Origin of the sequence: Vibrio gazogenes, assembly GCF_023920225.1 — a bacterium.
In the GTDB taxonomy this organism is placed as follows: domain Bacteria; phylum Pseudomonadota; class Gammaproteobacteria; order Enterobacterales; family Vibrionaceae; genus Vibrio; species Vibrio gazogenes.
Genome location: NZ_CP092587.1, coordinates 89,804 through 109,391, shown reverse-complemented (window position 1 = coordinate 109,391; position 19,588 = coordinate 89,804). Strand labels below are relative to the sequence as shown.

The window sequence follows — 19,588 nt, the reverse complement described above, 5'->3', positions numbered from 1 at the left end:
AGATAAATCGTCTATAAAACCGATACACTTTTTATAGACACTTGAACATAAAGCCGTTTTTATCCATTCGAGCATTTGCTCAAGTTACTTATTTCCTCAAGTTACTTACTTCTTAGACTTATATGGATAAATTATGATAAAAAAATATGTCATCTACTTCGCTAGTGTATGTTTGTCTTTCAGTGCTATCGCTAAAACGGGTGTCTTTCCGAGACAAGATTTTGATCAGCTGAGTTATGGGTTGTACTGGTTTGGAGCGAATGACCAATATCAGAAAGGCGGACAAAATACACGCAATGGCAGCACCTATTATGATCCATCCAGACCGACACTGATTCTGATTCATGGCTGGCAATCCAATCATACGATCGAACAAAACAGAACTGTCTACTGGGAAAACGGTGGTGGAACACCAGATATCGACTTTGCCAACCTCTGGCGTGCCGAAGGCTATAATGTGGCCATGTTATATTGGGATCAATTTGCCGACGAATCCGAGGTAAAAGATGCTGAAGCAAAAATCTGGTCAGCCAATGGACCGAAAAAAATGCGCTGGCGCGACAGTCGCGGAAACTACCATACTGGCCCGACAGAGAATGTCACCGAGTTATTGCTGCAACAGTATCTCAATGCCATGCAGGGATATCGGGGCAATGATATTCGCCTTGCCGGACACAGTTTGGGAAATCAAGTCGCGCTTCGGCTGGCTGATCGACTGGCAACACTGGCTGAACGCGGTCAGATTGCCAACAATATCGTACCGCAACGTGTGTCATTGCTAGATGCATTCTACTCCAACTACAGTAAAGATTATTTGAATGGTCGCTGGGTTGGTGAAGCTGCCCGGGAAGCGGTCAGTCGTCTCAAACCCAAAGGAATCGCGATTGACTCCTATCGGACTTCGGCGGTCGCATCAACACCATTTATCGGCGACGAGAACCGCGCCCTGCATAATGCGGTCGCTTTTGTGGAACAACAGACCCGCTTCTTTAATCAGACACAGCAGGGAGAAAAACATAACGCGGCTATCTGGCTGTACCTCTGGTCAATTATTTATCCGATGCCTGTCGTGATAGATAACAGTCTACCGGGTATCTCGGCCTCCGCGAGCAATACACAAGTCAGACGCTGGATGGGCACCACGGATCATTTACAACAAGTTTCGGGTGGTGACACCAAAGATCCGCTGGATAATCTCTACGAAACCGTTGATGCGCTGTAAATTGAATTGGGATAAATAGAGTCCGAATGGATAGCGGATCGTGGAGTAACGTTTACAGCCCTTTAGTCAGCATATGGGCAAGAAAATCGGTAATTTCGCGATCCGCTGTTGGATTCAGTGCTTCAAACCATAAGGCCCCAGCATAGTGCTCGGCTTTGAGAAACAGTCGTGTTCCTTCAAAATCAATCAGCCAAGTGTGAATATCTGCATCACACTGTTTTTCGATAATCGATGCGGGCAGCAATTCAATCAGTCGAGCACCTAAACGAGGAAACGAATCGAAATCAAAATGTGGGGTCTCCAGAATAAGCACACCGGAATCCGCCAAATATTCATGCAGAGAAAATTCAGCCATGATAAGTCAAATGCTCCTGAATCAAATCCAAAAACGGATCCGCATATTTTTCCAGCTTTCTTTGTCCGACACCACTCACCGCTAACATCTCACCATACGATGTCGGTAAAATATCGGCCATGTCGATCAACGTTGCATCACTGAATACGACATAAGGCGGAATCCCGTCTTCATCTGCAATTGATTTTCTGAGTTTGCGTAGTTTGGCAAACAGCTGGCGATCATAGGTCTTGCTGCTCAGCTTCTCCGCTTTGGAAGCTTTCACCGCAGTATCTAAACGCGGGACAGCCAGTTCTAGCGCCACGTCTCCCCGCAGTAACGGCCTGGCTTCTTCCGTCAGCTGTAATGTCGAATTCCGCGTAATATTTTGTTGCAACAATCCTTTATGAATCAACTGCCGGAAGATACTGACCCAATAATCATGGCTGTGTTCCCGGCCAATACCGTAGGTGCTTAACTGATCATGACCATTTTCACGAATCCGTATATTCTGCATCCCACGTAACACTTCAACGACATAGCCAATCCCGAAACTTTGCTTCACCCGATAAACGCAAGACAAGGCTTTCTGAGCTTCTTTAGTTGCATCGAACATCTTGGGGGGATCCAGACAAATATCACAGTTGCCACAAGGCTGTTCTCGATATTCACCGAAATAATTGAGTAAAACCTGACGACGGCAGGTTTGCGCTTCGGCAAAAGCACTCATCGCATTGAGCTTATGACTTTCAACTTGCTTTTGCGGACCATCCGCTTTCTCATCCAGAATGCGACGCAACCAGCCCATGTCAGCCGGGTCATAAAGCATCACGGCTTCAGCCGGTAAGCCATCTCGCCCCGCCCGACCCGTTTCCTGATAATAGGACTCGATGTTACGAGGGATATCAAAGTGCATGACAAAACGGACATTCGACTTATTGATGCCCATACCGAACGCGACGGTTGCGACAACAATCTGAACATCATCGCGCTGAAATGCTTCCTGAACATAATTGCGTTCATCGACATCCATCCCGGCATGATACCCTGCTGCCCGAAAATGGTTCTGACACAATTTTTCCGTCAGCATTTCTACCTTTTTCCGGCTGCCACAATAAATAATGCCGCATTGCCCTTGCTGAGTACCTAGAAAACGGATGACTTGAGAGACCGGTTTATGTTTTTCCAGCAGCGCATAACGAATGTTCGGCCGATCAAAACTTCCCAGATAAATATGCGGGGCATTTAAATGCAGCCGGGTTTGGATATCCTGCCGCGTCGATTCATCGGCAGTTGCTGTCAGAGCGATAACCGGCACTTGCGGAAAGGCCTGTTTCAATTGGCCCAAAGCCGCATATTCCGGACGGAAATCGTGTCCCCACTGGGAAATACAGTGCGCTTCATCGACAGCAATCATCGCAATCTGCATCTGGTGTAACCGTTCGATGAAATCGGCCATTAACACCCGTTCCGGTGAGACATACACTAATTTCAAAGTCCCGGCATTCATCCGCTGATACGTCTCGATCAGCGCCTCTTTGCTCATACTCGAATTAATACAGGCTGCGGCAACACCGTTGACAACCAATTGATCCACTTGATCTTTCATCAGAGAGATCAACGGAGAAATCACCAGTGTAATACCATCAAGCATGATCGCCGGAATTTGATAACACAGTGATTTCCCGCCTCCGGTCGGCATAATGACCAGACTGTCTTGTCCGGCAAGTACCGCATCAATCACATCCTTTTGACCCAGCCGAAACGTCTGATAACCGAAGACGGTATTCAGTACAGATTCTGAGCTAGTTGAAGCGTGGTCGTCTTGTTCGGCAATCAATGCAGCGGTCATGAAATACTCAATATGATGGGTTTCGCAGAAGAAGGTTATGCACAGTGGCTATTGTAGTGGGGTTAGATGCGGAATAAAACCATAAATTCTTCGACCCTTCTCGCGAAAACACGCGGAACAAATCAATGCCGGAGATCCACTGGCGTGGTGTATAATGCATCTCTTATCACAATATCATCCTATTTTATTAAGCATAAAATAATTTCAGCGGTAAAACTATGAACGATGAACAGCAAGCGCGACAGGGAGTGCTCTTTGCTCTGGCCGCCTACCTAATGTGGGGCATTGCACCCGTTTATTTCAAAATGCTCGAACATATCAATCCGGTAGAAATTATCTGTCACCGGATCCTCTGGTCTTTTCTACTGCTGGCGGTACTGCTGCATTTCGGAAAGCAATGGCCGATGATTCGTAACCTGATGTCAGATCGACGCAAAATTTATTATTTAATCGCAACATCAGTGCTGATTGGTGGCAACTGGTTGATTTTCATCTGGGCAATTAATAATCATCATCTGCTGGACGCCAGTCTTGGCTATTATATCAATCCATTACTCAATGTAATTTTGGGGATGGTGTTTCTCAGTGAGCGGCTACGAATCCTACAGTGGATAGCCGTTGCACTCGCCACCATTGGCGTGGTGATTCAGCTCATTCTGTTCGGTTCGATCCCGATCATTGCCATTGCACTTGCCAGTACCTTCGGGATTTACGGACTCCTACGTAAAAAAGTCATGGTCAGTGCGTTAAATGGTTTGTTTATTGAAACATTGATTTTAGTCCCGGTCGCCCTGATATATTTGTTTGGTTTTGCCAATTCCGCAACCAGTAATCTGGTCGAGAATTCACTGCATCTCAATGGATTACTTGCGATGGCGGGTGTGGTCACGACACTACCCCTGTTATGTTTTGCCGGTGCAGCGACTCGCATGAAACTTTCAACTCTCGGTTTCTTTCAATATATCGGCCCGAGTATGATGTTTATTCTGGCAACGGTTTTTTATGGCGAACCTTTTAGCCCCGATAAAGCAACCACGTTTTTATTCATCTGGGGGGCTTTAATACTCTTCAGCTATGACGGTATTCGTAATCATCATCGCAAACGCCCTGTCGTTGTGATAGAAGAATAATCCTTTGAGACTGAAGCAAAAACGACACAAACGACGGTGAGGAACGCCAGTAAATATGAACAACGAATACCAGATTCTCCTGACGCTCGCGAGCATTCACTGGATTGCATTAATGAGCCCGGGGCCAGACTTCGCACTCGTGATTCAGAATGCCACCCGCTATGGCAGAACAACCGGTATTTATATTGCGCTCGGCCTATCATTCGGGATTCTGATCCATTCGATTCTCAGTCTGACCGGCATCAGTCTGATCGTCCATACCCATCCGGTTTGGTTTGCGCTGATTCAAATCGCAGGTGGCAGCTATCTGGCCTGGCTGGGTCTGTCCACCTTGAGCAGTCTGTATCAACGCAAGAAGACCCGTCATCAGCCTGAAACACTATCGCCCGCGTCTTTGTGGCTGGACAATCGCAAGCAGGCTTTCTCCAAAGGTTTTCTGACTAATCTCCTCAATCCTAAAGCGCTGGTGTTTTTCATCAGCCTGATGTCGAGTCTGATCCCGGCTGACTTTCCCGCTTCAGGAAAAATGCTCGCTCTGGTCATACTGTGGGGGCTGTCCTTTTTCTGGTTCGCCATCCTTGCGTGGCTTCTTTCCAGTCCGCGATTACAGAATAAATTGCACGCTGCAGCCGTATATATTGATGGACTCTGCGGTATCATTTTCTCCGTCCTCGGTCTGATGATCGGTTATCACGCAGTCACCTCACTGACATCACTGTCATAATGTTTTTGACGCGGGTGACTCAACAACGTATCACCCGCTACAAATCACGTTAAGCCTCTGGATTTATAAGACATGAAATGTCATTCTAGGTGTTGCATAAATGTTAATGCAACATGGAGGTTTTCCGGTGAACATAAAAACACTACTGATACTCTCAGGGTTATTCACGACCCTAAATATCCACGCCGCACAGGTTGCTGATTCTGTCGCACCAGAAATCAACACCGGTCATGATGCCAAGACGCTGACTCATGCCAAGCAGTGGATGGTCACAGCGGCAAACCCGCTCGCAGCCAAAGCCGGCGCAGATATCCTTCGTCAGGGCGGCAATGCCATTGATGCAATGGTCGCGGTACAATTGATGCTCGGTTTAGTCGAGCCCCAATCGTCAGGGATTGGCGGGGGTGCATTCATGGTGTACTGGGATCAGAAAAAACAGCATCTCACCACTTTTGATGCCAGAGAAACAGCCCCCGTGCAGGCCACACCTGAACTTTTTCTGGATGAACAAGGACAACCGCTCCAGTTTTACGATGCCGTTGTCGGTGGCCGTTCTGTTGGCACCCCCGGCACCGTGAAGCTGCTTTGGGAGACCCATCAGAAATATGGCAAACTGCCTTGGAAAAAACTCTTTGCTCCCGCCATTGAACAGGCGAAACAAGGGTTCCGTATCAGTCCGCGTCTCGCCAAGCAAATTGCTGATGATACTCAGCGCCTGAGCCGATACCCCGGAACACGCAATTACTTTTTTGACCCTCAAGGAAATCCGAAACCAGCCGGTACGCTGCTCAAAAACCCGGCATACGCCCAGACATTAACGACGATAGCTAACGGTGGGGCGGATGCATTCTATCGTGGTGATATCGCCAAAGATATTGTGGCAACCGTCCGGCACGCGCCCGGTAATCCCGGGGTTCTGTCACAAACAGACTTGGACAACTATACCATCAAAGAGCGTCAGCCCGTTTGTGCCGACTATCAGGGCTATGATGTCTGCGGGATGGGGCCACCAAGTTCGGGCGCACTCACCGTCGGACAGATCCTCTCAATGGCTCAACATTTTGACTTGAAAAAATGGGGAGCAACGAGTGAGAAGTCATGGCAGGTCATCGCAGATGCTTCACGGTTAGCATTTGCAGATCGCGGCAAGTTCATGGCAGATGAAGACTTTGTGCCGATGCCAACGCAAGGATTGGTCGATCAAGACTATCTTGCTCAACGCGCACAACTCATTCAGCCTGGTCAAGCCCTCACCAAGGTTTCAGCGGGAAGCCCGCCATGGCAGCACGCCATGCAACTCGGCACGGATCAGGCCATCGAGCTGCCTTGTACCAGCCATTTTAATATTGTTGATCGAGACGGTAATGTCGTATCGATAACGACCACGATTGAAAACGGGTTTGGCTCTCGCCTGATGGTTCGAGGATTTTTGCTCAACAACGAGCTCACAGATTTCTCGTTCAAATCACATGACGGAGATAACCCTGTCGCAAACCGCGTCGAACCGGGCAAACGTCCTCGTTCTTCGATGGCTCCAACCATTGTTCTGAAAGATGGTCAGCCATATCTGGCAATCGGCTCTCCGGGAGGCAGTCGCATTATCGGTTACGTGGCTCAGGCACTGATCGCGCATCTGACTTGGGGACAAGATATCCAGCAAGCTTTAAATATGCCGCATATTGTCGATCGCTTTGGCCCCGTCGATCTTGAACAAGGTACCACCGCAGAACAACTCAAACCCGCGTTGGAAAAGATGGGCTATCACGTCAATGTTCGCGATCTGAACTCCGGACTTCATGCGATTCGCCTCACCAAAGATGGCCTTGAAGGCGCTGCTGACCCACGACGAGAAGGCGTGGCGATCGGTGAATAAGATGTAACCAGTAGCATAGTTATTTGGCTCGCTCGATTGTAAGAGATCTCTTACAAATGAGTGAGCCAATAGAGATTTTGGTTAAAGACATTTTCACAAAATTAAAAATAACCTATTGAATAATATAAAAAAGTACATTTATTAATCAGTTGTTTGTCAAAATTCTGTTATCCCTACCGATTGCCGAATCCACACAAAACCGTAATATATAACTTGTCGGCAGGAAGTTGGCACAAGGACATCGAAAGGAATTGATTCGTTGACAGGATGGTCACGAACAGGGATGACGATGGACACACCCGGGAAGGGTTATTACATCAGGATGATGTCAGGAAACTTTTCAGGGATGGAAGTGCTAACAGGACGGTTAGCAGACGAGGACGTCAAGGACACCGCTAGGAAGGCGATGGAAGGATCGGCTGAAGGATTCAGCAGACTGATCAAGGATTAGATGCAGGACGCACTTATTCGTAGCAGGATGGCTGCAAGCAAAGAATAGAACCCCGGTGGGCATTGCTCCCGGGGTTTTCCTTATTTGTCCCCGCTTCTTTTTACAGACAGAGGCAGATAGCGCTGCGCTAATGTAAAACCCGCTCTTTCAAGAATTGAGACAGATCGATAGTCAATATCACCAACTGCGGTGGCTTGGGTAACTGATTATCAATAGAGAATAGTTTTCCTCCCGGGAAATGAGGGAAAGTCATTGCTGCCGGCCACTGATGCGTCGAACGCATTCCTCGTAAATACCCGGACTCAGCGATTGAAAACTTGATTGATGAGCAACGATGCATAGCATTTACCTCACGATGACCAACAATAAGCTCACGAAGAGCACTGAATTATTTTGCGGGTATCAAAGCTTATTCTGCTTCGCGCTGGTCGCTGTTCTCCGAGCATGACAAACGGCTTTGACACCTTCCGTTTTTAAATATGGGGTCAAAACAAAACACTTCCAAGAGAGAAAAAGAATAAAAAACAATCGACTCACGCACACTGCGTCAATGATTGCTGAAGGATAAAATGAATATAATTTGAGATTACAATCGCTTAAATGTAATCACAAACAGCTCATCCGTTTCAGGGTAAACTTCTCGGATCAGTGCTTTCAGTGCCGGTAATTCCAGATACTCCTGCCGGGCATGGTCTTGATTGATCTCATCAAACCGGAGCGGCTCAACCGCAACAATTTCAATGTCACACACCTTTTGATGGGTTTCCAGAGTGAACACCTCAACCTGCGAGCCGACCACATAATGGCTTTCAGATTGATCTCGGATCGTGATCGTTTTTAACCCCTCAGCCACAAAAGGGGTCAGAAACTCAAAAAATGTGATTTGGGTTGGAATCGGATGCATCACCATTATCCTGTTCGGCAGTTAAATTATAAGGATTCCAGCTTGGCATAGGCGGTTACCAGCCATTTGATGCCTTCCCCGTTAAACGCGACCTGTACCCGACTTTGTGCCCCTGCCCCTTCAAAATTAATAATGGTACCTTCACCGAATTTCGGGTGTTTTACCCGACTACCCAGACTAAATCCGGTTTCATTGAAGCTCTCTTTGACCACTTTCTGGCTGAATCGGCCGGTACTGGTCGGGCGGCTGACCTGAGCTTTCATCCGCACTTCATCGAGGCACCCTTCCGGCAATTCGCGAATAAAACGTGATGGTTTGTGATATTTATCCTGCCCGTATAAACGCCGCATTTCCGCATAAGTCATATAGAGTTTCTTCATCGCCCGGGTCATCCCGACGTAGCAGAGACGCCGCTCTTCTTCCAGCCGACCGGCTTCTTCCACCGACATTAGGCTCGGGAACATCCCCTCTTCGACACCAACCATGAATACCAACGGAAACTCCAAGCCTTTAGCACTGTGCAACGTCATCAGTTGCACGGCATCATCAAATTCATCGGCCTGTCCTTCTCCGGATTCCAGTGCAGCATGCGTCAGAAATGCCGTCAACATGCTCATCTCTTCAGCTTCTTCCGGCTTTTCAAATTGACGCGTCGCGGTGACCAGCTCTTCCAAGTTTTCCAAGCGGGCTTTTGACTTCTCACCTTTTTCTTGCTCATACATCGCATACAAACCAGAGGCTTTAATCACATGGTCAGTCTGACGGTGCAACTGCATCTCAAACGTATCATCTTCCAGTGCATTGATTAATTCGACGAAGCGGCTCATTGCACCACCGGCACGACCCACCAGCACTTTTTCTTCTAATAACTGAACACTCGCCTGCCACATCGTACAACCGCGCTCACGGGCTGCGAAACGTACGGTTTCCAGCGTTTTATCGCCCAACCCGCGCGTCGGAGTATTCACTACGCGCTCAAATGCAGCATCATCATTGCGGTTTGAAATCAGACGTAAATAGCACAGCGCATCTTTAATTTCTTGTCGTTCGAAGAATCGCATCCCGCCGTAGATCCGATAAGGCAGCCCAGCTTGAATCAACGCTTCTTCCAGCACCCGCGACTGAGCATTGTTCCGGTAAAGCAAGGCGCTATCCTGCAATGCGCCGCCTTCGTCCTGCCACATCTTAATCTTGTTGACCACAAAACGCGCTTCATCCAGCTCGTTATAAGCTGAGTACACCGAAATAGATTCGCCCTTCTGTCCTTCCGTCCATAGGTTTTTTCCCATCCGTTCGGTGTTATTGGCAATCAGTGTATTCGCGGCTTCCAGAATCGTTTGGGTAGAACGATAGTTCTGTTCGAGCCGGATCGTGTTGACTGCCGAAAACTCTTGCGCAAATTTCTCGATATTTTCAACCTTGGCGCCTCGCCAGCCATAAATCGACTGGTCATCATCACCGACAATCATGACATGACAATCGGGGCCAGCCATCAGCCGGAGCCAAGCGTACTGAATATTGTTGGTATCCTGAAACTCATCCACCAGAATATGTTTAAAACGGGCCTGATAATGCTCGCGGATAAACTGATTCTCCCGCAGCAACTCCTGCGTTCTGAGCAGAATTTCGGCGAAATCGACCAAACCGGCACGGTCACAGGCCTCCTGATAAGTCTGGTATAAGCGAAGATAAGTCGTGGTCACCGGATCATGATAGGTATCGATATGCTGCGGCCGAACCCCCTCATCTTTCTTACCGTTAATCCACCAGCAAACCTGACGGGCCGGCCACTGTTTTTCATCCAAGTTCTGCGCTTTGATTAGCCGGCGTATTAAACGCAGCTGATCTTCAGAATCAATAATCTGAAAATCTTCCGGTAATTTGGCGTCCAGATAGTGGGCGCGCAAGATGCGATGGCAGATACCGTGAAAAGTACCGTTCCACATCCCCGAGGCACTCCCCATCATCAGTGCTTCAATCCGGCCACGCATCTCGGCAGCCGCCTTATTGGTGAATGTCACTGACATGATCGAAAACGGTGAGGCTTCTTCAACGGTCATCAGCCAGGCAATGCGATGGACCAATACCCGGGTTTTACCACTCCCAGCACCGGCTAGTACCAATAAATTCTGCAAAGGGGCTGCAACAGCTTCCCGCTGTTTATCGTTTAAACCGTCGATTAAGAGAGAGGGATCCATCATGGTGACATCACTGGCTATTTATACATGGGTGTCGATTATAACCATAAATGGACATCAAATGCTCGCCTGTCTTTGTGATCTTTGTACTATCACACCCGTTTCTTACCACACCGACACGGCCATCAATACATCATACAAACGTCACAATTGATTCATATATCAATGCTAATTTGCTGAATTCAAAATGAAAGTTCTCAGCGTGTTATTTGTTCCCGATATAACGCGGCCCCCCTCTTTTCCTGACACAATTTCCAGGTTGTGGGGATCACGCCGCTTAAATTAAGAGTAAGGATACCTCTCATGTTCAATGATAAATCTCATACCCGATATCTGGCATTGTCAGCTATCACACTGGCTTTGACCGCATGTAATCACTCCGATAAAACGTATACCAACCCAGGGATTCCGACAGGAAAATCGGGGAGTTTGATCATCAGCGAACCGGTATTAAGCGGTACCAATATTGCGGTTGTTGATGGTGATATCCCAACCACCAACGACACCAAAAATACAGTGGCCCTTGATCCGGATTCAAACCCGATTATTCAGATTTTGAGTGGCTTTGATGATATCTGGTATGCCGGTGACGATACCTGGGCCAGTAATGGTTCCAATACGCTGAATGCCGTCAATGGCAACAGCGGTGTGGCGGGAGGGGGCTCAACCAGTACGACACTGGCGATTCCGTTTAACTTCTCCAATGATGTCATCCGCGACATGGCGATCTGGAAAGAAAACTTTGATTACGTCACAACGCTGACTCGCCCCGGCCAATCAAAGCCAGATGTTGACCGCAATAACAAAGCTGCTCTGGTCTTCGCCTATCTGGATGACCAGCGGGATAAAGGTTTTAGTCTCAACGATGGTTTGGGACCGCTCACCGAAGATTACCGCACCGGAGCCAACTCTCACTCATCCTACGGGACGGACAGCAATAACGATGTAACGCTGACAGACAATAGCAACAACGTGACGACCGTTGATGTCACCACAGCAACTTATAATAAAGGCCTCAACAAAAAACTCGCCACTCATATCCAAACCGGATACGGCACCACGACAGACGGTGGCAGCCCAACGGCACTAAGCAATGTGGTCGATTTACTCAATGCGATAGCTTCTCACGGAGCATCCAGCCAAGCGCCAAAATATCATTTTGCATCCCCTCGTCCGTGGCGCATTAGCAAAGATAACTACGATGTAGCTGAATTTAATGATCCATCTAAATCGGTTTACAGCACCATCACTGACTTAAGCAAGTTAGATCGTGTCACCTGTCTCAATCCGGACGGGACAACAGACACGGACAAATACTACGAACGTCCGGCGAATCCAATTGTTACCCCCATGTCCGGCCTGATTTGTGCCGCCCGGACCACTTACCGTGAAAAAAGCGGAGGCGGCTACAGTGAGGGCTATGATTTCAATGCTTCTCCGCTGGCAACCGAGACGTTTTCCAGCCGGGCAAAAGACGGTGCGTTCCCGAGTGGTCATACGGCAGAAGCATTTGACCGAGGTCTAGGCTACGCTTACGCCATTCCGGAGCGTTTTGCTGAAATGGTGGCTCGTGCCGGAGATCTCGGGCAAAACCGGATTGTAGCCGGTATGCACTCCCCGTTAGATGTGATTGGCGGCCGGATTATGGCAACGGCGATAACAGCGGCTACACTGACCGATCCCAATAATGCAACCACGGCCAGCAACGCTTACAGTCAGGCCAACAGCTACTTTATGACCAAAGCAACTACGGCTGGTTATGATAGTATTTATGACTACGCACACTGTACAACCGATGTAGAAAAGCCATGTAGCAAAACGGATCGTTATGCCGACCATGCAGCCATGAAAGCCCGCTACAAAGCTTATATGACCTATGGTTTCAGCCCACTCAATGAACCGAAACTTGCGCCTGAAGTGCCGAAAGGTGCCGAAGCGTTACTGGAAACCCGCTTCCCTTATCTAGATAGCAATCAGCGTCGTGTCGTGCTGGCAACCACTGAAATCGATTCAAATTATCCGGTGATTAATAAATCACGCGGATGGGGACGCCTGAATCTGGTTGATGCGGCTGACGGTTACGGTGCTTTCAATATCAATACGACTGTGTTTATGGATGCGGCAAAAGGTGGATTTAACGCAGAAGATCACTGGTGGAACGATATTTCAGGTGAGGGCCGTCTGACCAAAAGCGGCACAGGCTCTTTATACTTGGAAGGGCAAAATACTTATCGGGGCGGAACACTGGTTAATGCCGGATTTTTGGTCGGAACATCTGCCACAGCATTTGGTTCGAATACCTTATATCAACAGGGTGGCACCGTTGGGGTGGCAATCAAAGCCGGTACCTCAGATCGTACTCAAGGCATGCTAACTGTCTCTGACTTCGTTCAGGCCGACGGAAAGTTAGAGCTAGATCTGACCAAAAACGCGCGTCTGAATGCATCCAATGGTATTTACCTGATCGGAACGGCAAACCAGCTCACGCTTAACGTCCCGACACTGACAACAGCAACAACCTACACCGTGCTGTCATCCAACCATCTGGAAGGGACCTTCCAGAAAGTGACGGCGACGGATACCAATGGGAAGGCTTATCAGGTGAGCATTGACTACTCAACGACCGGAGCAACCGTCACCGTTTCTCCGCAAGCTTAATAACGACACACCGTGATAGGTGATATCACGGTGTTTTTATCGTTGCCCGATGTAGTTAGCCAATGATGTCGTTAACCAATAAGAAGTTAACCAATAAGTATAAAGCCCTGTGATTGCTCACAGGGCTTTTTTATTTGCATATCAAGAAGAATCGTTAAGCAGCAATGCCACAATGACGCAGCAGTGCATCAATTTGTGGTTCACGGCCACGGAAACGTTTGAACAGTTCCATGGGCTCTTCACTCCCACCCATTTCCAGAATGTTTTTCAGGAAACGCTGTCCGGTTTCCGGATTGAAAATCCCTTCTTCTTCAAAACGAGAGAACGCATCGGACGAGAGTAATTCTGCCCACAGATAGCTGTAATAACCCGCACTGTAGCCTCCGGCAAAGATATGACTGAAGCTGTGAGAGAAGCGGTTCCACTCCAGACTTGGCAACACCGCAACTTTTGCTTTCACTTCCGCTAACGTCTCCAGAACCCGCGGACCGATTTCCGGGTCATAGTTGGTGTGCAGGGTGAAATCGAACAGTCCGAATTCAAGCTGACGCAAAATAAACATTGCCGACTGAAAGTTTTTCGCTGCCAGCATTTTCTCTAACATCGCTTTGGGCAACGGTTCACCGGTTTCATAGTGACCGGAAATGAACGCCAACGCTTCTTCTTCCCAGCACCAGTTCTCCAAAAACTGGCTCGGTAATTCAACAGCATCCCACGGCACACCGTTGATCCCAGCAACCGCACCGACATCAACCTGCGTCAGCATATGATGGATACCGTGACCAAATTCGTGGAACAGCGTCACAACCTCATCGTGGGTAAACAGCGCAGGTTTGCCACCGACCGGTTTATTAAAGTTACAGGTCAGGTAAGCCACCGGTGACTGTAACTCACCGGATAATGTCACCCGACGTCCCCGGCAATCATCCATCCATGCACCGCCACGTTTGTGTTCACGGGCATACAGATCCAGATAGAAGCTACCGCGCAACTGCTGATTCTGGTCGAAGATATCGAAAAAACGGACCGATTCATGCCAGGTATCAACGCCTTCACGCGCCTGTACAGTCATACCAAAGACACGGTGGATCACTTCAAATAATCCGCTGATGACTTTGGACTCTGGGAAATAAGGGCGCAGTTCTTCATCAGAAATCTGGAACAAATGCTGTTTCTGTTTTTCACTGAAATAAGCAATATCCCACAATGCCAGTTCATCAACACCGAAGTTCTCTTGCGCAAAGTCACGCAGTGCTTGTACCTCTTTTTCACCCTGTGGCTTGGCGCGTTTCGCCAAATCATTGAGGAAAGTCAGAACCTGTTCCGGAGACTCAGCCATTTTGGTCGCCAATGACTTTTCACTGAAACAATTAAAACCGAGTATTTTGGCGATTTCATGTCGGAGTTTGAGTTGCTCCGCGATAATGTCGCTGTTGTCCCACTGACCGGCATTTGGCCCACGATCAGATGCCCGGGTCACGTAGGCTTCATACATTTCCTGACGCAGTGCCTGATTATCACAATAGGTCATGACAGGTAAGTAAGACGGCATCTCCAGCGTGAGCAGATACCCCTCCTTCCCTTTCGCTTCAGCAGTCGCTTTGGCCGCAGCCAAAGCACTCTCCGGCAAGCCGGACAATTCGCTCTCATCGGTGATATGCTTGGTCCAGCCCATGGTGGCATCGAGCACATTGTTAGAGAACTTTGAGCCTAATTCAGACATGCGTTTACTGATTTCGCCATAGCGTTTCTGTTCGGCCAGCGGCAGGCCAATACCAGACAGTTCAAAATCTCTTAAGGCATCCCGAATCGTTTTTTGCTGGGCTTGAGACAGAGATTGATAAGCTTCGCTCCCACGAATTTTCTGATACGCTTCAAATAGCCCTTTATGCTGTCCGACCCAAGTCCCGTATTCAGACAAAAGTGGCAGACAACTTTCGTACGCTTCCCGCAATGCTTCACTGTTCACCACAGAATTCATGTGACTGATCGGTGACCAGATCCGGCTTAAATGATCATCGACCTCTTCAATCGGGGCAATCAGGTTATCCCAGCTCGGCTGAGTATTGCCTTCGAGCACGGCTTCAATTTTGCTCCGACAGTTGGCAATTGCCTGTTCGATCGCCGGTTTAATATGCTCAGGTTGAATCTGAGAAAACGGCGGCAGGTCCGTAAAGGTGAGCAGTGGGTTCGACATAAACGATTCCTTTTATTTTGAAAGCATCGGGCACACAGACAGATGATTCTCGCTGAAACGGCATCTGAAAGCCAATAGACATTACAAATAGTAAATATAGGTAGATTCTACGATTTTCAATAGCAACAGATCATCACAACGAATCTATCTTCACGTATAATCGCAGCTATTCTGTATTTATCCACATCATTCGGTTCGGGGAGCACACTTTGTTAAGTTACCGCCACAGTTTTCATGCAGGCAATCATGCCGATGTCCTTAAGCATACGGTACAGAGCCTGATTCTGACTGCGCTGCAAAAGAAAGATAAGCCTTTCGTCTACCACGATACCCATTCGGGTGCCGGACGGTACGATCTCACCCACGAATGGTCAGAAAAAACCGGCGAATACAAACAGGGCATTAGCCGAATCTGGCAACAATCACAGAAACCTCAAGCTTTGGAAAGCTATCTGGCCGCCATTCAAACACTCAATTCATCAGATGCGCTGCGCTACTATCCCGGCTCCCCCCGAGTCGCCAAAGCGCATTTGAGAGCGCAGGATCGTATGGTGCTGACAGAACTTCATCCGAGTGATTATCCGCTGCTCCAACAAGAATTTGCGCGCGATTCGCAAGTCAAAATCTATCAGGACGACGGTTTTCGCTGCCTCAAAGCCAGCTTACCGCCCAAAGAACGGCGCGGACTGGTACTGATCGATCCGCCTTATGAACTGGCGCATGAATATCAGGATGTCGTTAAAGCAATCGCCCAGAGCTATAAACGTTGGGCTACCGGCATTTATGCGATTTGGTATCCGGTGGTTTACCGGGACAATATAGATGATATGCTGGCGGAATTCGAATCACTGGGAATTCGTAAAATCCTGCAGATTGAGCTGGGTGTAGCCCCCGACAGCAACGAGAGAGGGATGACCGCATCCGGTATGATTGTCATCAATCCCCCTTGGACACTGGAAAGTCAGATGCAAGAGATTTTACCGTATCTGCAATCGGTTATCGCACCGGAAAGCGGACATACAACCCTCCGGTGGGTTGTTCCTGAATAGAAACGAGTCTCCCGGCAAACGAACCCAGACATAGACAGACTTAGAATAACGGAGAAAGTAATGGCAACACATTTTGATTATATCTGTATCGGTGGTGGCAGTGGCGGTATCGCATCAGCCAACCGTGCAGCAAGATATGGCGCGAAAGTCGCGCTGATCGAAGCCAAAGATTTAGGCGGTACTTGTGTCAACGTCGGCTGTGTGCCGAAAAAAGTTATGTGGCATGGCGCTCAGATTGCGGAAGCCATTCATCTGTATGCCAAAGACTATGGTTTCGATGCCCAGTTAAATGGTTTTGACTGGTCAAAATTAGTTGAAAGCCGTCAGGCTTACATCGGCCGGATCCATCAATCTTATGATCGCGTTTTGGGAAATAACAAAGTCGAAGTGATTCGCGGGTTTGCCAAATTTATCGATGCCAAAACCGTTGAAGTCAACGGTGAACATTACACGGCTGATCATATCCTGATCGCCGTTGGTGGTCGTCCGACAATCCCTGCGATTCCGGGCGCTGAGTACGGTATTGACTCTAATGGATTTTTTGATTTGCAGGCACAACCCAAACGTGTCGCAGTCATCGGGGCCGGCTACATTGCCGTTGAGATTGCCGGTGTACTCAATGCGTTAGGCACAGAAACCCACTTGTTCTGCCGTAAAGAGTCCCCACTGCGTAGCTTTGATCCGATGGTGATTGAAACGCTGATGGAAGTGATGGCCGCAGAAGGGCCGACGCTGCATACGCATTCCGTTCCGAAATCGATCATCAAAGAAGCGGATGGCAGTTTGACCCTCCATCTGGAAAACGGCGCCCAGCAGAATGTCGACCAAGTCATCTGGGCAATTGGTCGTCATCCGGCAACGGATGCGATCAATTTGGCAGCCACCGGCGTTGCGACCGATGAAAAAGGCTATATCAAAGTCGATGAATACCAGCAAACCAATGTCACCGGTATTTATTGTGTCGGTGATATTATGGCAGGTGGCATCGAGCTCACACCGGTTGCGGTCAAAGCCGGACGTCAGTTATCTGAACGCCTGTTCAACCATAAACCCGATGCAAAAATGGACTACAATCTGGTCCCGACCGTGGTCTTTAGTCACCCGCCAATCGGCACCATCGGTCTGACCGAACCGGAAGCCATTGCTAAGTTTGGTGAAGACAATGTCAAAGTCTACCAATCCAGTTTTACAGCAATGTACACGGCAGTAACCCAACACCGTCAGCCATGCCGAATGAAGCTTGTCTGCGTTGGCCCGGACGAGAAAGTGGTCGGCCTGCATGGCATTGGCTTCACTGTCGATGAAATGATTCAGGGCTTCGCGGTCGCAATGAAGATGGGTGCAACCAAAGCAGACTTCGATGCTGTTGTGGCAATTCACCCGACCGGCTCGGAAGAGTTCGTTACGATGTAAATCGGATTCAGAATCTCGATCTGAAAAATCAATCAACCACTGACTGTTCGACACGAGCAGTCAGTGGTTTTTTTATCCATCTTTCATTGATAACGATAAGACGCGTTGAAATGCCTCTACCCTCTTTTCTGATGGTGCTCTGAGTTTAGCGTCATCCCCTGACGACTTCACATAAATATGAGATAGTTTGAACAACTGAAACCCGATAGAAGAATAAAATATATAGAATGCTGTGGTGTATATCCGAGTTGACAACAACTGGGATTGAATGTGCCTCTCATGCCCGTCCTGTAACCGCTTCAACGCTGATCTCATCAATACCCACATCCCGATCATTGCGGATATTATATGCAACAAAGTTAACACGAGTATTTAGTCAATTCCCCTGTAACTTCCTGATTTGGCGTGTTCTATTCACGTAATATAGCCCATTACATGCTGTATACATGGACAATTATGCTACCGAAATCTATTTGTGATTGAGCTCTCGCACCGTTCAATTATTGGTCATTACTATAATTGTGGCACCTTGACGGGTCCCATAACTATTTTGATTACAACAACAAAAGTAACGTGAAACGAAAAAGGGAATCCTATGTTAAAACAAATAGCAATCGCGACAGCGATCGGTAGCATCCTGCTATCAGGAAGTTTATTGGCAAAAACACTCACTGTTGGCTTTTCACAAATTGGTTCTGAATCTGGTTGGCGTGCAGCTGAAACCAGTGTGGCAAAAACTGAAGCGAAAAAACGCGGAATTAATCTTAAGATTTCCGACGCCCAGCAGAAGCAAGAAAACCAAATCAAAGCCGTCCGCTCTTTTATTGCTCAAGGTGTGGATGCGATCTTTATTGCACCAGTCGTTCAGACCGGCTGGGAACCCGTGCTGGAAGAAGCACGTGACTATGATATCCCCGTATTTTTGTTAGACCGTGGCATTACTGTCGATGATGACTCTCTGTATATGACATCCGTCGCTGCTGACAGTGTTCATGAGGGAGAAGTTGCCGGGAACTGGCTGATTCATAAAATGGATGGCAAGAAATGTAATGTAGTCGAACTACAAGGGACCGTGGGTGCCAGTGTGGCTCTAGATCGTAAAAAAGGGTTTGCCGACGCAATTAGCAAAGTGCCTAACGTGAAAATTATCCGGACTCAGTCAGGGGACTTCACGCGCAGTAAAGGCAAAGAAGTCATGGAAAGCTTTATCAAAGCAGAAGCCAACGGTAAGAATATCTGTGCGGTTTATGCACATAACGATGATATGGCAATCGGTGCGATTCAAGCGATCAAAGAAGCTGGGCTGAAACCGGGCAGTGATATTTTGATTGTGTCTATCGATGGTGTTCCTGATATCTTCAAAGCCATGATGGCCGGTGAATCAAACGCTTCTGTTGAACTGACACCCAATATGGCAGGACCTGCATTTGACGCACTCATCGCCTATAAAAAAGATGGAACCATCCCTCCTAAACATATTCAAACTGAATCTAAATTCTTTGAACCTGCCGATGCACCAGCACAACTGGAGCTGAAAAAAGACATGGGTTATTAACCAACGGTAATGCGACCGAATGGTCATT

14 protein-coding genes are annotated in these 19,588 nt (G+C 48.1%); 8 read left to right on the top strand and 6 right to left on the bottom strand.

What is annotated here, in order from left to right; genetic code table 11:
* The first annotated feature begins 133 nt into the window (after positions 1–133).
* Positions 134–1,222 (top strand): hypothetical protein, encoded by a 1,089-nt coding sequence (locus MKS89_RS00475; protein WP_072962969.1) that lies wholly within the window; start codon positions 134–136, stop codon positions 1,220–1,222.
* A 52-nt stretch (positions 1,223–1,274) separates the two neighbouring features.
* On the opposite strand, the gene MKS89_RS00470 is transcribed toward MKS89_RS00475, so the two are convergent.
* Positions 1,275–1,580: a DUF3630 family protein gene (locus tag MKS89_RS00470; RefSeq protein ID WP_106406998.1), complete on the bottom strand. Its 306-nt coding sequence runs from the start codon at positions 1,578–1,580 to the stop codon at positions 1,275–1,277.
* On the bottom strand, positions 1,570–3,408 hold the full coding sequence (gene recQ, locus MKS89_RS00465; RefSeq protein ID WP_072962964.1) for an ATP-dependent DNA helicase RecQ: 1,839 nt from the start codon (positions 3,406–3,408) through the stop codon (positions 1,570–1,572). Before recQ ends, MKS89_RS00470 begins: the two co-directional genes overlap by 11 nt.
* Before the next feature lie 218 nt (positions 3,409–3,626).
* Between recQ and rarD the strand changes: the two genes are divergently transcribed.
* From rarD to ggt, 3 genes are all read left to right on the top strand, one after another.
* Positions 3,627–4,538: an EamA family transporter RarD gene (gene rarD / locus MKS89_RS00460; protein WP_072962961.1), complete on the top strand. Its 912-nt coding sequence runs from the start codon at positions 3,627–3,629 to the stop codon at positions 4,536–4,538.
* Positions 4,539–4,593: 55 nt separating this feature from the next.
* On the top strand, positions 4,594–5,262 hold the full coding sequence (locus tag MKS89_RS00455) for a LysE family translocator (protein WP_072962958.1): 669 nt from the start codon (positions 4,594–4,596) through the stop codon (positions 5,260–5,262).
* Between the two features lie 127 nt (positions 5,263–5,389).
* Positions 5,390–7,135 (top strand): gamma-glutamyltransferase, encoded by a 1,746-nt coding sequence (gene ggt / locus MKS89_RS00450; protein ID WP_235862447.1) that lies wholly within the window; start codon positions 5,390–5,392, stop codon positions 7,133–7,135.
* Between the two features lie 578 nt (positions 7,136–7,713).
* On the opposite strand, the gene MKS89_RS00445 is transcribed toward ggt, so the two are convergent.
* The 3 genes from MKS89_RS00445 to uvrD all read right to left on the bottom strand — a co-directional run bounded on the left by MKS89_RS00445 (position 7,714) and on the right by uvrD (position 10,691).
* Positions 7,714–7,926 (bottom strand): hypothetical protein, encoded by a 213-nt coding sequence (locus tag MKS89_RS00445; protein WP_072962956.1) that lies wholly within the window; start codon positions 7,924–7,926, stop codon positions 7,714–7,716.
* Between the two features lie 246 nt (positions 7,927–8,172).
* Positions 8,173–8,490, bottom strand: a complete 318-nt coding sequence (gene yqfB / locus MKS89_RS00440) for a N(4)-acetylcytidine aminohydrolase (protein ID WP_072962954.1) — start codon at positions 8,488–8,490, stop codon at positions 8,173–8,175.
* 26 nt (positions 8,491–8,516) lie between these two features.
* Positions 8,517–10,691, bottom strand: coding sequence for a DNA helicase II (uvrD, locus tag MKS89_RS00435; protein WP_072962952.1), 2,175 nt, complete (start codon positions 10,689–10,691; stop codon positions 8,517–8,519).
* 300 nt (positions 10,692–10,991) lie between these two features.
* Here uvrD and MKS89_RS20875 point away from each other — a divergent pair, with 300 nt between their 5' ends.
* Positions 10,992–13,346 (top strand): phosphatase PAP2 family protein, encoded by a 2,355-nt coding sequence (locus MKS89_RS20875; protein ID WP_072962948.1) that lies wholly within the window; start codon positions 10,992–10,994, stop codon positions 13,344–13,346.
* Positions 13,347–13,500: 154 nt separating this feature from the next.
* On the opposite strand, the gene prlC is transcribed toward MKS89_RS20875, so the two are convergent.
* A complete protein-coding gene (prlC, locus tag MKS89_RS00420; RefSeq protein ID WP_072962945.1) occupies positions 13,501–15,543 on the bottom strand; it encodes an oligopeptidase A in 2,043 nt (680 codons plus the stop codon).
* 209 nt (positions 15,544–15,752) lie between these two features.
* Here prlC and MKS89_RS00415 point away from each other — a divergent pair, with 209 nt between their 5' ends.
* The 3 genes from MKS89_RS00415 to ytfQ all read left to right on the top strand — a co-directional run bounded on the left by MKS89_RS00415 (position 15,753) and on the right by ytfQ (position 19,560).
* Positions 15,753–16,592, top strand: coding sequence for a 23S rRNA (adenine(2030)-N(6))-methyltransferase RlmJ (locus tag MKS89_RS00415; RefSeq protein ID WP_072962943.1), 840 nt, complete (start codon positions 15,753–15,755; stop codon positions 16,590–16,592).
* 60 nt (positions 16,593–16,652) lie between these two features.
* Positions 16,653–18,005, top strand: coding sequence for a glutathione-disulfide reductase (gorA, locus tag MKS89_RS00410; protein WP_072962940.1), 1,353 nt, complete (start codon positions 16,653–16,655; stop codon positions 18,003–18,005).
* A gap of 595 nt (positions 18,006–18,600) precedes the next feature.
* On the top strand, positions 18,601–19,560 hold the full coding sequence (gene ytfQ, locus MKS89_RS00405; protein WP_072962938.1) for a galactofuranose ABC transporter, galactofuranose-binding protein YtfQ: 960 nt from the start codon (positions 18,601–18,603) through the stop codon (positions 19,558–19,560).
* Positions 19,561–19,588: the final 28 nt, after the last annotated feature.

What these genes read in the sequence shown, in the direction of transcription:
- MKS89_RS00475 (WP_072962969.1), top strand. Translation starts at nt 134, where the DNA reads ATGATAAAAAAATATGTCATCTACTTCGCTAGTGTATGTTTGTCTTTC.
- recQ (WP_072962964.1), bottom strand. Translation starts at nt 3,408, where the DNA reads ATGACCGCTGCATTGATTGCCGAACAAGACGACCACGCTTCAACTAGC.
- rarD (WP_072962961.1), top strand. Translation starts at nt 3,627, where the DNA reads ATGAACGATGAACAGCAAGCGCGACAGGGAGTGCTCTTTGCTCTGGCC.
- MKS89_RS00455 (WP_072962958.1), top strand. Translation starts at nt 4,594, where the DNA reads ATGAACAACGAATACCAGATTCTCCTGACGCTCGCGAGCATTCACTGG.
- MKS89_RS00445 (WP_072962956.1), bottom strand. Translation starts at nt 7,926, where the DNA reads ATGCATCGTTGCTCATCAATCAAGTTTTCAATCGCTGAGTCCGGGTAT.
- yqfB (WP_072962954.1), bottom strand. Translation starts at nt 8,490, where the DNA reads ATGCATCCGATTCCAACCCAAATCACATTTTTTGAGTTTCTGACCCCT.
- uvrD (WP_072962952.1), bottom strand. Translation starts at nt 10,691, where the DNA reads ATGATGGATCCCTCTCTCTTAATCGACGGTTTAAACGATAAACAGCGG.
- MKS89_RS20875 (WP_072962948.1), top strand. Translation starts at nt 10,992, where the DNA reads ATGTTCAATGATAAATCTCATACCCGATATCTGGCATTGTCAGCTATC.
- prlC (WP_072962945.1), bottom strand. Translation starts at nt 15,543, where the DNA reads ATGTCGAACCCACTGCTCACCTTTACGGACCTGCCGCCGTTTTCTCAG.
- gorA (WP_072962940.1), top strand. Translation starts at nt 16,653, where the DNA reads ATGGCAACACATTTTGATTATATCTGTATCGGTGGTGGCAGTGGCGGT.
- ytfQ (WP_072962938.1), top strand. Translation starts at nt 18,601, where the DNA reads ATGTTAAAACAAATAGCAATCGCGACAGCGATCGGTAGCATCCTGCTA.